Source organism: Dysgonomonas hofstadii (assembly GCF_014196915.1).
Taxonomy (GTDB): domain Bacteria; phylum Bacteroidota; class Bacteroidia; order Bacteroidales; family Dysgonomonadaceae; genus Dysgonomonas; species Dysgonomonas hofstadii.
This window is the reverse complement of sequence record NZ_JACIEP010000003.1, coordinates 403,868-420,021: the sequence shown is the minus strand read 5'-3', so window position 1 is coordinate 420,021 and position 16,154 is coordinate 403,868. Positions and strand designations below refer to the sequence as shown.

Here is a 16,154-nt window from a genome sequence, read left to right as displayed (position 1 = left end):
ATGAAACACTTCTTACTTATAATATTTCTCGCCATCCTTGCTACTTCTGCGTTTGCACAGACAGAGCAAACAATGTACTGGATTGGCGGAGCGGGAAGCTGGAGCGACCTTACCCACTGGTCATATCAGTCGGGAACGCAAGACCCGTCCAACCAGCCATCGTCCGTGCCTACGGCTACCACCAACGTCATCATCGATGGCAATTCGGGTCTGGCGGGTACAACAACTTCATCGGCCAGGCGAATCTTAATAAACGTTTCTCCGGTTATCAAGTCGCTGACTTTTACCCCAGAAAGCAATGCTTTTCTACATTATTCAGGCGACCGAATATTGAGGGTTACAGGTGATATTACCCTGCAGGCGAATACAACTATTACAAGTTATAGATCTTTTAATATCGTCATGGAACCGGATGCAGGCAACACATCCACGCTGACCACTAATAATAATCCATTAACTTTCTATTTCGGAAAAAATGGCTCGGGGACTACCAATATCGTGGGTGACAACATCTCTGGCATTGACCTCAGGGTGTATGGTGGAACGCTCAACTTCAACGGAATCAACTGGTCAGGCGCTTCTATGTATGTAATGAATGACGGTACGGTAATGAATATGTCCAATATCAACACATACACCAATACTGGTGTTTCATATGTTGGCGGAACAGCGACTGACTACAGTGTCCAGACCGCTTCGGCTATGTTACCCGCAACAAACGCGCAATTGATCGTACCCCAGGTAACGTCCTTCAGTAGCGGCGCTACATATGTCCACTCCAGCTACGGACTGACACTACCGCTCTGTACTACTTTTTCATTAGGTGAGGGGTCGCCTCTCAATATTCTCGAGCCATCGTTTTTGTCTATGCCTGTCTGTACGACCATAACGGGATATTCATTTACACTGTCAAGCACCATTGCCCAATCTTTCCCTGCGCTTCAAACTCTTACGCTGACCTCAGAAATGGAGACGGGAAATGCAAACACCTCGCTGGCGCTGGGAACAGGTGGAACCCTTGTAGCCTGCCGGGGATGGGGATTCAGCGGAACACTGCTAAATGCCGATAAGTCTGAGTTTCATATCACCTATACGGGTACAGCCGCTGGTACATCAACCAACAATGCCCATTTTCTTGCAAAGGACGGAACACAAATCAACAAGGTGATTTTTGACAACGCCAACGCAGAAGCCTACCTGTCATCTACGGGTACTTACTCGCAGGGAATCACCATCGGTTCGGTGACCTTTATGGAGCGTGGCGCTACCATCGCCCAAAGCATGTCCATCGGAACGCTCACCGTGGCGCCCTCTGCGGCATACACCATCAGTAGCGGCAGAACCATTACCCTGACTAACGATTTGGTAGATACCACGCCCGACTGCGAAACTTACTGGCAACTTAGAGGTAGCAGTGTGGCAACCCTCAACAACAGTACAGGTCACAGCATTGTGCTCGAAAACGTGCAGATTTTCGGTATCATTGGCGCAGGTACCGACGCCATAAACGCTACGGGTATCGACGACGGAGGCAATACCAACATAACATTTACGGCTCCCAATCCCAAAAAGCTCTACTGGGTAGGGCATGCCGGTGACGACCAGTGGCATACACTCGAAAACTGGTCGCGTACATCGGGTGGCAGCGACTATTGCACGCCCACACAGTATGATGACATCGTGTTTGACGAAAACTCCGTAATAACCGGCGACGCCATTACCATCACCACCGTAAATGCCTATTTTCACGACATCACTATAGAGGACGATTGTCCCAAAACGACTTTTTCCATCCTGCCTTCACCTATTAACAGTGCGGTGGCACCTGCAATCTACTGCTACGGCTCATGGTATATGAAACCGGGCGTCAGCGTGTATCCCGATGTATATTTTATGTCCGACGACATGGACGAAACCATTACATCCAATACCTCAACCTTCTCCGATATTTATTTTACTAATGTGGGTGGCTGGGTGCTGGAGGACGACCTGAAAACCGTTTTTAATACTGGATCATCATTTCAGTACGGAGACCTGATTCTCCGGAATGGAACGCTCAACACCAACGGGCATAAAGTAGATATTGCCAACAGTTTTGACGGAAACGATTCTGGTGCCAGCTATCTTCCGGCAGGTAGTAGTGCTATGGCTTACCGCAAGCTGGTTCTTGGCAGTTCGGAAATAACCATCAGGGGGAGATTGTCCCTCTCTTCCTGCAATTGGTTTTTCGGAAATACCGTTACCGATACGCTTGATGCCGGCACTTCCACAATAATATTCGATCCCGCAAACAGTTCAATCGCAGGATCTAGTACACTATCCGCTTACAGCAGCGCCATATCCACCGACATATCTCCAACGGCTCTCAATGGTGCCCTCAATCCGAGCGTTGTTGCCCGCAACGAGGCTTTGGGAACCTTGCGTTACTACAATATTGTATTCAAAGGTCTAGGAACCAATAGGATATCCAATGCTGGGCAGACCTCTTCGCTGACACAGTTTGAGGCAAACTCCATACGTTCGGAAGATAACTCGCCTCTGACTTTCGAAACCAGATGGGTAAAGCTCGACTCACTCTATGCCGCGCCGTTTTCTACCGTTAATTTGCCAAGCCCTACATCGGGGACTGCATCCAGCATAGGTTTTACAGCTCAGTTGACTATCAACGAGTCGATGGAAATACCGACACCCGACTGCACCGGGTTTTCAACGCTAAAGCCCTACAATCCCGCTTCGGCAACCATCTCTTCGGCGGTGAACATTAATATTCCGAATGTGCAGATGACCAACGTCAAATCGACCGGCGGAGGCAATTTCACCGCTTCGGGTATCGACAACGGCGGCAATGACGGCTGGATATTTACCGAGCGCTTCACCAAAGACCTCTATTGGATTGGAGCAGCGGGTGACGGACTGTGGAATACGTCCACGAACTGGACATCTAATTCCGACGGGACACCAGACGGAGGCTGTGTGCCGGCCAGGATGGACAACGTCCATTTCAATCAGTATTCTGTAATACCCGCTGATAAAACCATCAGGATTGAGACTAATGATGCAAATTTCAATAACTTCATAGCCGAAGCGGGAACCCCTTCCGGGATTATCATCAATCAATTTTCTGTACAGATAAACTCCTACGGTAACCTCTTTCATACAGGCGAAGACATGGAGTTTACATCAAATAATACTTCTTATGTGGTCAATCTGCTAGGCCCGGCAACAGATGCTCAACTAATCAACGGCACAGGCTCATCGTTCTACCGGCTGGTAGTGAATAACAGCGCAGCCCAATGGACATTTAAGGATAACATGACGATGGTCAATACGCTGACAATTTCGGCGGTTACCGAACTGACTCTCGATATGGACAAACTTAGCGGTTATCAGATTGTGCATAATGCAGGTATTGTCAATATGGCGGATTCGCTTATGACCAGAGCCACCAACTCATTTTTCACTTACACAATGAACGGTTCCTGCACGCTGAATGCCGACAATACGTATTGGAATATAAGCGGATTCAGCAGTACCAGTGGCACACGTACCCTGAATATCCGCAACGCGCAGATAATAATACCAACCACAGCTGGCAGTTCTAACTATTCTAATTGGTATTACTCCGGTACCGGCGCCACCTTGAATGCCGGAGGTAGCTATATCCAGGTGTATTACAACTTCGTCGGGGTTAACGGACATCGATACGGCACAGTGGAAACTATCCGAGGTCGTGAACCAGTATTTATGAATACCATTACAGGCGACCTTTATTTTGAGAAACTGATTTTGAACCATGACCGGCAGCTCGTGGGCAGTAATACCATCGACACGCTGCTGTTACGCCCGAGAGGCCTCACACTCTATCTGGCGAACGGCACCACGCAGACGGTCAACAACCTGATGCAACTCAGTGGTTCGCCCTGTTTGCAAAACACGCTTCGTGCGGGTAGTTCGACAACCGAATCGGGAGCTACGCAAATTTCTGCTACGGCAAGTATCAACTATCTGAACTCCATGGGAGTTAATGAGTGGGATCAGGTAAAGGTGGGCGGAATCCTTGCCACAGGTGACAGCTTGAAATTCGCCGGCAACTCGTCCAACTACAGTCTTAACAACGACAAGGTGGTCTTTTATGGGGAACCTGGGCTTGTGGGTTTACCCGATAACACATACTGTGCTCCCGTTGACATCGTAGCCAACCCCCAGGCCTATATGCTTTCGGCTAAAGAGTTTTACGGTACCGACCTGAGTACCTACAAATGGTATCGCCAGAATGCCAACGGCACTTATTCTATAACACCGCTTGCTATGCCTTCAACTACAGAGGAAATAGATACCCGCGACTTTGGCCTGGACGGTACTTACAAAGTGGAAATCGTGTACGATTCTACGGCGACAACCGCCTGCAAAAGTGTAGACGAAATTACCATCACCTATCAGGCTCCGATAATTACCTTTGCTAATGGAACAACAACCGACATCACCTGGAACTATTGTGAAACGAATACTTTCCGTGTCAGTGACCTGATGACAAAACTGGATTCCGTGTCAGAGGCTTACACCAATACTGTGCTTTTTGACACGATCCAGGTATATGACGCTGCCACTGGTGGTAACCTGTTGCGCGATACGCTTACGCTAACCAATGGCGGTGACTACTATCTGGAATTTGTAACCAACAACGTCTGTACGTCTCCTATGCGTTCGCACATCGGGGTAGAAATAAGCGATATGCCGACAGCCAATGCCGGGCCGAACCAGAATGGCAATCCACTCAATCCGTTCACTATGGCGGCAACAGCCACCGGCGGTACGGGAGAATGGACACTCGTAACCGGAGAGGCAACGATTGCAGATACGGCTTCTCCTACTACTACGGTTCAACTGATAAACGACACCAAACAGGCTGTACTGCGCTGGACAGTAACCAACGACAGCTGCTCCGCCTCCGATCTTGTGACAATAGGTAAATCTTCGATTGTGCCGAGGGCTAATCCGGCTATGCGGGTGCGGGTGCAGTAGATAAATAATGGTGAAGATATTTTATGAAAACAAAAAACAAATAGTACAGGGTGTTACTGTAATACTTCGGGGAAGTAGGTTATGCCGCCGGCAGACAAGGCCGTCCAGTATTTCTTCCCAATAAATAGACAAAGCCGTCGGGTCATGTGACTAGGCGGCTTTGATTTATTTGTGTAGACAATGAGTAATTAGATTTTTATCGATTCGCTGAATGTATTTCACTTCGTCTCTTGCTGCAGGGATATTTCCATCGGGAACCTTGTTTCCATTAGACCACTTGGAACCCTCGTTCTCCCAGGATGGCTATGACTTGATAGTAGCTTCCACCTCTAATGAGCTATTGTGTGATGTAGCAAGTACATTTAATTCAATATTTACTTTTCCATCAAAGACTCCATGTGACCATTCTACTTTGGACTGGTAATCCGAGATAATCGTCTGCCTATAGTTCAGGGGAAAGTGCAGAACAGGTGATGCTAGATATACCCAATAATAAAAAGCCCATTTTCAATGGAGTTAAAACTTCTTAATGAATTATTTCCTTTGATATACTGCTGTAAAATCTTCATGTATACCTATAAATAGGTATAAACAATATCGATGATACCTATCTTTGGCGATTGCATAATTTTCTGGTATTAATATCTTTGCATCTTAAATGATTAACCATCTGATGAGAAGATATATAACAGTTATATTCTTTATATTTTATCCTGTATTTTCTGTATTTAGCCAGAATTATACCATCATTGGAAAGGTCTTGGATAATGTCACTAAAGAACCTGTAGAATTCGCAACTGTAACATTGCCCTTTTATGATTTATGGGCGGTAAGTGGGAAAGACGGATCGTTCGTTATCAGGCAAGTTCCTGTTGGAAAAACAACAATAATAGCATCATATATCGGATATGCCAAATATAAATTAGACATCGATGTAAGAAAAGATATAGGAAATCTGACTTTAACTCTTTCCGAAGATAATCTGGCGTTGAGCGAAGTGACTGTTACAGCCCAACGTAAAGAAAGTGATGCTACGACGACCTATATACTTGACCGTACCACGATAGATCATATGCAGGTATTGGATGTAGCAGACCTTACCAGCCTGTTACCCGGAGGACAAACAAGCCGGAAAAATACATTGGCATCCGAATCGGGAGACCAGTTTTCGTTGCGCAGCGGATCAGGTGAGCTTGGCAATGCCACTATGGGTACCGTAGTTGAGGTGGATGGTGTAAGATTGTCGAATAATGGGAATATGACCAATCCTACTAATTTTATTTCAAATAGCTCATTGTTTTCTCCCAAAGGAATTGATACCCGTAATATAAGTTCGAGCAATATTGAGTCTGTCGAAATCATTACAGGTATACCATCTGTTGAATATGGTGATTTAACCAGTGGAGTTATCAAGGTAAACACAATAAAAGGCAAATCTCCTCTTACGGCTGAATTTGTAACAAAATCGAATGCTAAACAATATACACTGGGCAAAGGATTCCTGCTAGGTGAAAAATCAGGAACGCTGAATTTACATCTGGAACATACCAAGTCGGTATCGGATATCGCATCTCCACATACTTCCTACAAGCGAAATATAGCATCACTGGCATATAATAATGTATTAAACAGGGGAGGAGCACCTATAATATTGAAAGCAGGCCTCACTGGTAATCTCGGAGGATACGATGCACAAACTGACCCCGACTATTATGCCGATACGTATGTGAAACAAAGCGATAACCTGATAAGAGGTAATGTGGAGATTAACTGGTTATTGAACAAACCCTGGATAACTAAACTGGAAGCTTCTGTTTCGGCAAACTATAACTATAAGCATTGGAAAAAGAATAAATATAATTCAAGCGCTTCGTCTACTCCTGTCCTCCGAGCCACAGAAGATGGCTATTATGTAGGGCAGCTCGGTGATCCCTATAGTGGTGTGTATCTGATACCTGCCGGAAACTGGTACGAGATAAAAAATGATGAGAGCAAAGAATTAACACTGAACGGAAAGCTTAAAGCTTCGTGGAATAAGAAAATAAACCGGATGACCAACCGTCTGGTAATAGGCTCGGAGTTTAGCCGTACAAGCAATAATGGGCGTGGCGTGTATTATGGAGATATAGCTACTGCACCCACATGGCGCGATTATCCTTACAGCGATTTACCTGCACTCAACAATATGGCACTATATGCTGAAGATCAGGTGACTTTACCGATTAATAGAACCAGTCTGCAATTAACCGCAGGGATTCGCTCCGATATAACATCGATAAGTAGGTCGGAGTATGGGACAGTAAGTAGCTTCTCCCCGCGTTTCAATCTGAAGTACAATATCCCTTTCAACAAAGATGCTTTCCTCAGAAATATTGACATTCGTGCCGGATGGGGTGAAGCGGTAAAACTTCCTTCTTTTGAGGTTCTTTACCCGCAACCGTCATACAAAGATATTCCGGTCTTTGCTCCCGGATCGTTAAGCGACGGAACATCCTATTATGGATATTATTCTACATCCACCAAAGCTTTATACAATCCGGATCTGAAATGGCAAAAGAATCGTTTACGTGAGGTGGGCGTTGACCTGAAAACAAAATGGGCAAATGTCAGTTTGTCATTCTACAGCAATAAAACGATAAATCCATATACATCACGATCTGTCTACACACCATTTTCATATAAATATACTCCAAATCCTGAGAATGAAACATTTCCTATTGCTGATGGAAACAGGATTTACTCGATAGATCCGACCGGCATTGTAACTGTATCGGATAAAACAGGAGCAAACCCCGACCAGCAATTAGCATATAATGTAAGGAATACTTTTATCAGTAATTTGATGCGGTCTAACGGTTCTCCCATTACACGTCGCGGTCTGGAATGGATTATAGATTTTGTTAAGATACCAGTCCTGAAAACTTCGTTCCGTCTGGATGGTAACTACTATTATTATAAAGGTGCCGACGAATCATTATACGCTACCCGGCCTGTAAATATAGAAGAAAACGACTCATACAAATATATAGCATATTATGTAGGATCTACCGGTTCTACATCTAATGGAAAAATAAGTAAGCAACTGAATACAAATTTAACTATTACAACCCATATTCCCGAAGTAAAGCTTATTGTTTCTCTTCGCATCGAAGCCTGCCTTTACAACTACTCACGATATATAAGTGAATATGAAGGGAAGGCTTACTCTTTTGTTCTCGATTCTAAAGATGACTTTCTTCCTTCCGAAACGAAAAAGGATATATATGCAGGAGATCAGTATATTGCCACATATCCTCTATACTATGTAAGTCATGATGATATGAACACCAAGATACCATTCACAGCCGAACTCTTACGTGATGCAAAGGAGAATAATACTGCTTTATATAACGATCTGGTAAAAATGGTAAATAAGACTTCTAGCAATTATACATTCAATTCGAATAAGATATCGGCTTATTACAATGCAAATATCTCTGTAACGAAGGAAATAGGAAAATACGCATCGATAACTTTCAATGCAAGGAACTTTTTCAACAGTCTGGGGACTGTGAAATCGAGCCAGACTGACAATGACGTGAGCCTGTATGAAAATACAAGCTATATTCCCAGCTTTTATTATGGCTTATCATTACGAATAAAAATCTGAAAATGTTGAATTAAAACAATAAAAAAATGAAAAAATACTTATTCTTTTTACTACTTGGTTCGCTACTGTTTTGTTACTCTTGTAGCGATGATGACAACGGAGGCGATGATTACAAAACTTATAATGTAAATGTAAAGCTAAATTACCCCAGCGAGAGTGAATTCTCTTCTCAAAAAGATATATTGGTTACATTAACAGGCAGTACCGGCACTGTTTTTGAGGCTAAGACAGATGAAGAAGGAAAAGCAACCTTTACAGTTGTGGCCGGTGTATATACTATTTCTGCTACAGATGTACGCTCCAGCAGTGGTGTTGGTTATAGTCTCACCGGCTCTAAAAACAGTTATTCGATAGGTGCGGATTGGAACTCTGAAACTATTGTAGAGCTTAATCTCACTCTTTCTAAAGTGGGAGGTGTTGTCTTTAAAGAAGTTTATCCCGGAGGATGCCAGAAAGATGATGGCAGTGGGGCATATGCCTTTGACCAGTACGTAGTACTTACCAACAACTCGGACATACCTATAGATATCAGCAGATTAGCATTGGCTTGTGTTAATCCGTGGAATTCTAATGCTGCGAATAAAGATTACGTAGATGGAGTTCTGTTTTATGAGGCGGAAAACTGGATACCGGCAGGTATGGCTATATGGTATTTCTCGAGCTCAAAAGAACTGGCTCCAGGCGAAGATATAGTTATTGCCCTTAATAATGCTATCGATAATACAATCACTTTTAGTAACTCTATCAACTTTGCTAATTCAAAATATTATTGCACTTATGATCCCGAATCCGGATTTAATCATACATCATACTATTCTGCACCATCGGCGGAGATCAGTTCCAGCCATTACTTGAAAGCCTTGAGGGTTTCTCAGGGAAGTGCATGGGTAGGAAGCCAGACAAGTCCTGCATTTTTTATCTTTATCCCCGATGAAGAGACAACCTTACAAGCATTTAATGATGACGCAAGCCTGACGGATAACTATGGGGGAAGTGCATCACAAGCCCGCAAGAAAGTACCGGTAGAATGGATCGTTGACGGAATGGAAGTATTTACCAGTGCTGCTACGAGCAATAGTAAACGACTGACCGGAGGGGTAGATGCCGGATTCGTGAACTTTACTTCTAAGCAGGGTTATACATTATATCGTAATGTAGATAAAGAGGCAACCGAAGCCAGAGCTGATAATGCTGATAAACTTGTATACAATTATGGTTTTGGTACAACAGACTCTACAGATCCGAGCGGTATCGATGCTGAAGCTTCAATTAAAAATGGTGCACGTATCATTTATAAAGATACAAACAACTCAACGAATGATTTCCATCAACGTAGCAGAGCTTCTTTGCGCGATTGATATACACTGACAAGAAATAATGTTTAGACTTAGGATATTAACATTATTAATGCTGCTTGGCGGAGTTTTCGGCTCCGCCGGGATAGCAGCGCAGGACAGCATAAGAAGCCTCTCCGATTTTGAATATATAAAAAATCAGGAGGCGTGGTTTACTAGCGATAATGCTGCAGGATTGCATACCCTGCCGGTCAAGGATGTTTCTATAGCTGAAGTCTATCTGAATAAAAGTAACGGTAAGTTCATCAACTATTTTGAATCCGGGGATAGTTACCAGTATGGAGGAAAAGCCGAATCGTATTTCCGCATGAATCCTAAAGTTGTATTATACGGATATGTGGAATACAGCAGGTTTGTAGGCAAGGAAATGAGTGGGTCTGCATTTATAGACCCCTATTATATGCCATTTGATATAGTGGAGATGAGTGATGAAAATTCCGGCAAAAAAGAACTGGAGAGATATCATCTTGCAGGTGCTATCAGCGCTGAGGTTTACAAGGGGTTACGGTTGGGAGGAAAAATAGATTATCTGACAGGCAATTATGCTAAAATAAAGGACTTGAGACATCAAAATACACTGATGGACATGTACCTGACTTTAGGTGCCAGCTATCAGATTAATCCGTTAATAGAGATTGGAGCCAATTATTTCTACAGGCGCAATACCGAAGGGATGAACTTCAAAACGTACGGAAATACTGACCGGCAATATTACTCATTGATCAGTTTTGGGTCATTCTATGGCAGATCCGAATTGTTTGGAGACTCAGGTTATACCAGCAAGACCAGTGGAACTACACCGGTCTTTAATCAGTTTAACGGGGGGGCTGTCCAATTGAACCTGAATCTGTCGCCTAAAGTGAATCTGTTTAACGAATTCACATATAAATCCCGGGATGGGTATTATGGTATAAAGTCAAGTACCACAATTCAATATACAAGGCATGAAGGCAATTTACTCGAATACAATGGGATGTTTTCGCTGAAAACGAAATCAGACCTTCACTCTGTCCGTTTGGTAGCTGGTCTGGAAAAACTGGATAATTACGAGAAAATATATAAAAGGATAACTACTTCCGCGGGAAATACTATAATAGAATATTATGGGGAAACCCAGATGCTGGAAAGAAAAGATATCAATGCCGGAATTGAATACACCGGAAATATCGGGCTAAAAGACAATCATCCGACATGGGTGTTGAAAGCCGGAGGGAATTTCTCAAGCAGGGAACAAACCGTATCGGTATATCCTTATTACCGTAAACAAACGATACGCTCTTTCGTGGGCAATGTATCTGCCCGTAGAAGCATATTCTCGGGAAATAATATTTACAGTATATCTCTGGGTGCCGGTTATGGTTCGGGCAGTGGTACACCAAACAATGACGGACTGTATGCCACCCCATCGTCTAGCCAGAAAGAGCCGGAAAGTTCTGATATGCACCTAAACCGTGAATATGAATACCTGACCGCATCGCGCTTTGGTATCAATGCCGGATTTAAATTCGATACACCAGTATCGCAAAGCGTGAATGGCTATGTCGGTTTAGATTGTAGTTTTACTAAAGCAATGGATATAAAATACCTGCAGGGAAGTTCTTATACATCCGCTACAATAAAAATAGGTTGCTCTTTTTAGAAGAACAACCTGTTTTTATTTGTTATTTTTCTCAGGTCAGCTAAATATCACATATACAACCGGGATAAGTAATCCGAGTATCAGATACCACTTTCCACGGCCCGAAATACCCTTTTTCCCTTTTACTATTACCAATCCTGAAATGGCGAAGAAAATAAGCGAAGCGGCAAAAAAATCGGCCATAATACTCCATCCTTTCACTTTGTTGTAATGGAGTTTGTTGATCCAGTATATAAATTCTCTTTTTGTATACTTTTCGTAATCGAGTTTGCCGTCTGACTTATTGTAAACACCAACTCCACCGTCCAGCATCAACCGTAAATGATCGTCATCGATCGTCATCACTTTACGTAGTTCGGGCAGATCTTTTTTATCGTTCCAGCTTACCATAAGCTCTTCTTTACTCAGATCCGGATCAAACCGAAGGCTGATTTCCTCAGTTTTGTAAGCCGGATCTTTTCCGTCCATATGATTAAGCAGAATGCCCGATATTGCGTATACTAAACAGACTCCGACCATTAAGAATCCCAGATCGCGATGAATTATGCGAGCCCATTTAGATATGACTTTCTTATTGCTTTTATCGTTATTTGCTGACGATGTCATATTGCTCTCCGTCCATAAAATAGATTGAATAATATTCTTTGTCATTCGCTTTCATCCAGTCGCGCATTTCTTTTATATTATTCAATTCGGCCTGGCATGTTTCAGCAGATCCGTCTTCTTTAGCTTTTTTCTCGTTAGTTTCTTTTTCCATTTGGTCTATATATTCCTTTGTCAGGCGACGCTCTTTTACAACGCCTTTTATAGCCAGTTCCGAACCGACAAGTTCACGGTTGAATCCTCCGATATCGCCTTTAGCCTCCACTCTCATGGTAACGTTCTCATTGTCACCTACAATGAAACATCTTTTACCCGAATGTTTACAGGTATGCGTGACACTACCTTTCACTATTACTGTTTTGTCTATTAATTGATCTGCCACAGCCAACAAGCTATCTAAACCATAGGTTGGAATGTTATTTGCCATAACTGTATCGTTACGACTGTCATTATCGCTTGCCTGATTCTCTTTTTTGTTTCCACACGATACCAATAAGCCAAGTATGGACACAAATAAAATTAACTTTTTCATTTCAATATAATTTTTTAGTTAAGGTCACAGACCTGTTTATTATTTCCTTTCTAATATTTTTTTCTCAATCCGGGCAGGATAAGTAGTGCTACGAATCCGGCAATTCCGGTTATCAGGACAAATGTAAAATTGAATAACCTTTTCCTGGTAGTATTCTGTACAAATAAACCTATGCCCAAAGCTAATAAAAAATTGATTAATAATGCAGTGAATGCAGTGAAATGGAATGCAGGAAGCAAGTAATCACTGGATTTGCTTTCGATGGTAATATAGGCCGGGAATATCCATTTCGATACTTTGTCCCATTTGCCGGGAGTGCGATCTATATCGTGTTCTGCTATACGTTTCAGGGATGCAGCATCTAATCCGTAGCATTTTTTAGATTCGGGGGTAATGACAGATACAGTCCAGTCAAAGATATTCCCCATCAGAATGATCTGATCTTGTTGCAAATTTATCGGATCTATGTCCAATTTCACTGTTTTATATCCTCCGCCTTCATTTTCGATGATATACATTTCTCCGGTTTTACTATATAGGAAACCATAGAACCGCTTGTCTGCAACTTCTAACATAGCAAAGTGGGCTATGTCGATGCTATCGCTTATATGTGTGTTTTTTAGGTACGGACGCTCATTAACCATCTTCAGGTGATAAAGTTCCCCCTTAGCATCAAGGCAGAAATAACCTTCATCATATGGTTTTCTAGGATTCAGATTCCCGGAGGCCCATTGGGTAGGGAAGGTATAGCCTTCTTTATCCATAGCAGCCTGAAACAGCTTGCTTTTCTCTTTATTCACAGAGTTTGTGCCCGTATTTATAAATTCTATTTTATCCTTTATGCGGAATACATCATCGGGCATTTCTATCCCCACACGTTTGGGCATAGCTTCGAATAAGATGTATAAACCGATTTGAGGGGTGGCTGTTTCATTAGGGCTATATTTATAATTGACCATCTTCGATCTTATAATTCTGGGTTCGATCGCAATCCCTTTTATACTATCAGGCAACCGCCCGTCAGACATCAGTTGCCTGAAATTGAGCATAGGCATCAGTGAGTCGAATTGGGAAGTTGTATATATATTCCCTTTTGTATCTTGCATCGGAGTCTTCTTGTTCGAATATTCGATAAAGCATAAGTCATTCAACATGCAACTGTAGTACACAAAAGGGTAAGAATCGGGTTTGTATGTGATTTTTTTTACCAGGGTAGGCAATACCCACATTCCTATTAGAGTAGTGAGTATAAGGATAATGTAATATATTTTATTTTTCTGTTTCATTGTTTGATCTTGCTGGTCATTATTTATTGAGCCCCATCCTTAAACCGGGCTGTAGAGTAGAATGGAAAGCTAATACTGATAATTACAACCAATATCAGGTAAGGGATAAATGTACTGTATGCGCCCGATTTGGCGGTAATAAAGAAAAACGAAAGAAAGCATATTGCAATGAATGCATTAGATATGCGTTGACGCCATGTCGGTTCAAGGGTGACCCATGTGGCAAGTATATAACTCAAAATCCCGGCCAGAAACCACGGAATGGATTGCCATAACATACCAGCGACAATTTCGGAAGGAAAATATATGCTTGCTCCTATTACTAATATGATATAACTTAAAATGTACAATGTGAGAAGCGTACATATCCCATATAATAACATTGTTGTCATTATCTTGTTCTCGGGCATAGGAAGGTGCAGCGTCAGTTTCAACCGTTTATCTGTCATTTCGGGAATGAATTGAGCGAATGACAATAATAGGGCAGCTAAAACAGGTACCCATGTCATTATCTGCGGTAAGATGGACATATCCTTCATTATAATATTAGACCATGTGTTAATGGCTCCCGATATACGGAACATCTGATCTATATTGATAAACGTATAGCCCAGAACTCCAATGAAAACAAGGAATAAGAGCAGTATTACCCGCTTTGTCTTACACCATTCTTTGTAAAATAATGCTTGTAACATAAAAATCGTTGTTTAATACTTTCCGGTTAAGCCAATAAATGCATCCTCCAATGATAAGCTCTCTTCTTTCAACTCGCTTATATTATAAGGTGAAAGAATATTCTGTACATCTTCTTTTGATAAAAAAGAGTATGTTTCCCAGGATGAGCCCAGTTTTTCACTATTCCATAGGCCACCATGTTTTTCTATCTTTTCAGATTGGCTTTTGAAACGAAAACGGCGGAAGTTGTTCATTATATATTTTGTCGGTTCATGAAGTAGCAAGCGACCATAATCAAGAATCATGCAATCATCTATAAGCATCTCCATGTCCTGAATAATATGCGATGTGAGGAATATAGTTTTGCCCTCAGCCGTTGCATACTCTTTAAGATACTCGATAAACAGACGACGATATCCGGGATCGAGTCCCATGGAGAAGTCATCTAAAATCAATAAGTCAGGATCTTGGGCAAATAGCAGCCCTAATGCGACCTGTGAACGCTGTCCGCATGACATTGTACTGATACGTTGGGTTTTCGTTACCTGCAACCTTTTCAGTAGTTCGTAATATGCATCTTTTTGCCAGTTAGGAAAAAACTTGCTGTAGAAGCGCTCTATTTGCTCTACATTGAAGTAGGTATGTTGTATATGCCCTTCAAGTAATAGCCCTACACGGGCTTTAGTTGCAGGTGAAATGTTTTCCATATCTTCACCAAACATCCTGCATATACCCGAACGTGGTTTGAGATAACCGTTCAATATATTGATTATTGTCGTTTTTCCTGTTCCGTTTTTTCCAAGCAGGCCAAGTATCTTACCTTGCTTTACTTCAAAAGACAGGTTCTCGTATATTAAACGTGTACCGTAATAGTGGGTAATGTTATCACATTGAATAATTGTATTCATTCGGTAGTTTAGGGATAATTGTCACATTTTGTTGAAGTAGACTTATAACAGCAACTCTTTGTGAGTATAATAATTAAGCTGCGAATTTATAAATATAGATTCATTATTTAAATACCTATTAGTGGGTATAAGAAAGGATAAGGATACCTATTAATAGGTACAATGTCATGGCGGATTTGCTATATAATGGAAATAAAATAAAAAAGTAAAACAGCCCCTCCAAAAATCAGTTGGAAGAAATATATATATATAGACCGTGCTGTTCGTCGTGTTTTGACAGCTAAATTCAAATTGGGTCTCTTCATAAATACACAAATGTAGAAGAGGTTGGATTGTAGGGCTACTGCGTAAAATAGAATGAATTTTTCAGAGAGGATATTTTTTATATTCTCTCTGTTTTTTATTTTCGAAGAGAAGTCTCATCGGATATTTCTTTTGCTCTGCCTGTTCGATATTCTAGTAAGGCAAAAGGATGAAAATATTTA

The 16,154-nt window shown here is 42.0% G+C and carries 10 protein-coding genes; 5 read left to right on the top strand and 5 right to left on the bottom strand.

Annotation, left to right across the window (positions count from 1 at the left end; translation table 11 throughout):
* The 5 genes from GGR21_RS06025 (at window position 1) to GGR21_RS06005 (ending at window position 11,665) form a co-directional block, all read left to right on the top strand.
* Window positions 1–5,022, top strand: coding sequence for a hypothetical protein (locus GGR21_RS06025; RefSeq protein ID WP_183306282.1), 5,022 nt, complete (start codon window positions 1–3; stop codon window positions 5,020–5,022).
* Between the two features lie 211 nt (window positions 5,023–5,233).
* On the top strand, window positions 5,234–5,446 hold the full coding sequence (locus tag GGR21_RS06020; RefSeq protein WP_183306281.1) for a hypothetical protein: 213 nt from the start codon (window positions 5,234–5,236) through the stop codon (window positions 5,444–5,446).
* 249 nt (window positions 5,447–5,695) lie between these two features.
* Window positions 5,696–8,671: a TonB-dependent receptor gene (locus tag GGR21_RS06015; protein WP_183306280.1), complete on the top strand. Its 2,976-nt coding sequence runs from the start codon at window positions 5,696–5,698 to the stop codon at window positions 8,669–8,671.
* A 26-nt stretch (window positions 8,672–8,697) separates the two neighbouring features.
* The gene (locus tag GGR21_RS06010) at window positions 8,698–10,029 is read left to right on the top strand and encodes a DUF4876 domain-containing protein (RefSeq protein WP_183306279.1); all 1,332 of its coding nucleotides are present in this window, start codon (window positions 8,698–8,700) and stop codon (window positions 10,027–10,029) included.
* 19 nt (window positions 10,030–10,048) lie between these two features.
* The gene (locus tag GGR21_RS06005; RefSeq protein ID WP_221232933.1) at window positions 10,049–11,665 is read left to right on the top strand and encodes a DUF6850 family outer membrane beta-barrel protein; all 1,617 of its coding nucleotides are present in this window, start codon (window positions 10,049–10,051) and stop codon (window positions 11,663–11,665) included.
* Window positions 11,666–11,701: 36 nt separating this feature from the next.
* Here GGR21_RS06005 and GGR21_RS06000 read toward each other — a convergent pair whose 3' ends face one another.
* From GGR21_RS06000 to GGR21_RS05980, 5 genes are read right to left on the bottom strand one after another with little or no spacing between them, the layout of a single operon-like run.
* On the bottom strand, window positions 11,702–12,316 hold the full coding sequence (locus tag GGR21_RS06000; protein WP_246348004.1) for a PepSY-associated TM helix domain-containing protein: 615 nt from the start codon (window positions 12,314–12,316) through the stop codon (window positions 11,702–11,704).
* Window positions 12,252–12,800: a hypothetical protein gene (locus GGR21_RS05995; protein WP_183306277.1), complete on the bottom strand. Its 549-nt coding sequence runs from the start codon at window positions 12,798–12,800 to the stop codon at window positions 12,252–12,254. The genes GGR21_RS06000 and GGR21_RS05995 overlap by 65 nt, the downstream gene beginning before the upstream one ends.
* Before the next feature lie 50 nt (window positions 12,801–12,850).
* The gene (locus tag GGR21_RS05990; RefSeq protein ID WP_183306276.1) at window positions 12,851–14,086 is read right to left on the bottom strand and encodes a DUF4857 domain-containing protein; all 1,236 of its coding nucleotides are present in this window, start codon (window positions 14,084–14,086) and stop codon (window positions 12,851–12,853) included.
* Window positions 14,087–14,109: 23 nt separating this feature from the next.
* On the bottom strand, window positions 14,110–14,781 hold the full coding sequence (locus GGR21_RS05985; RefSeq protein WP_183306275.1) for a hypothetical protein: 672 nt from the start codon (window positions 14,779–14,781) through the stop codon (window positions 14,110–14,112).
* A gap of 12 nt (window positions 14,782–14,793) precedes the next feature.
* Window positions 14,794–15,669, bottom strand: a complete 876-nt coding sequence (locus tag GGR21_RS05980) for an ABC transporter ATP-binding protein (protein ID WP_183306274.1) — start codon at window positions 15,667–15,669, stop codon at window positions 14,794–14,796.
* Window positions 15,670–16,154: the final 485 nt, after the last annotated feature.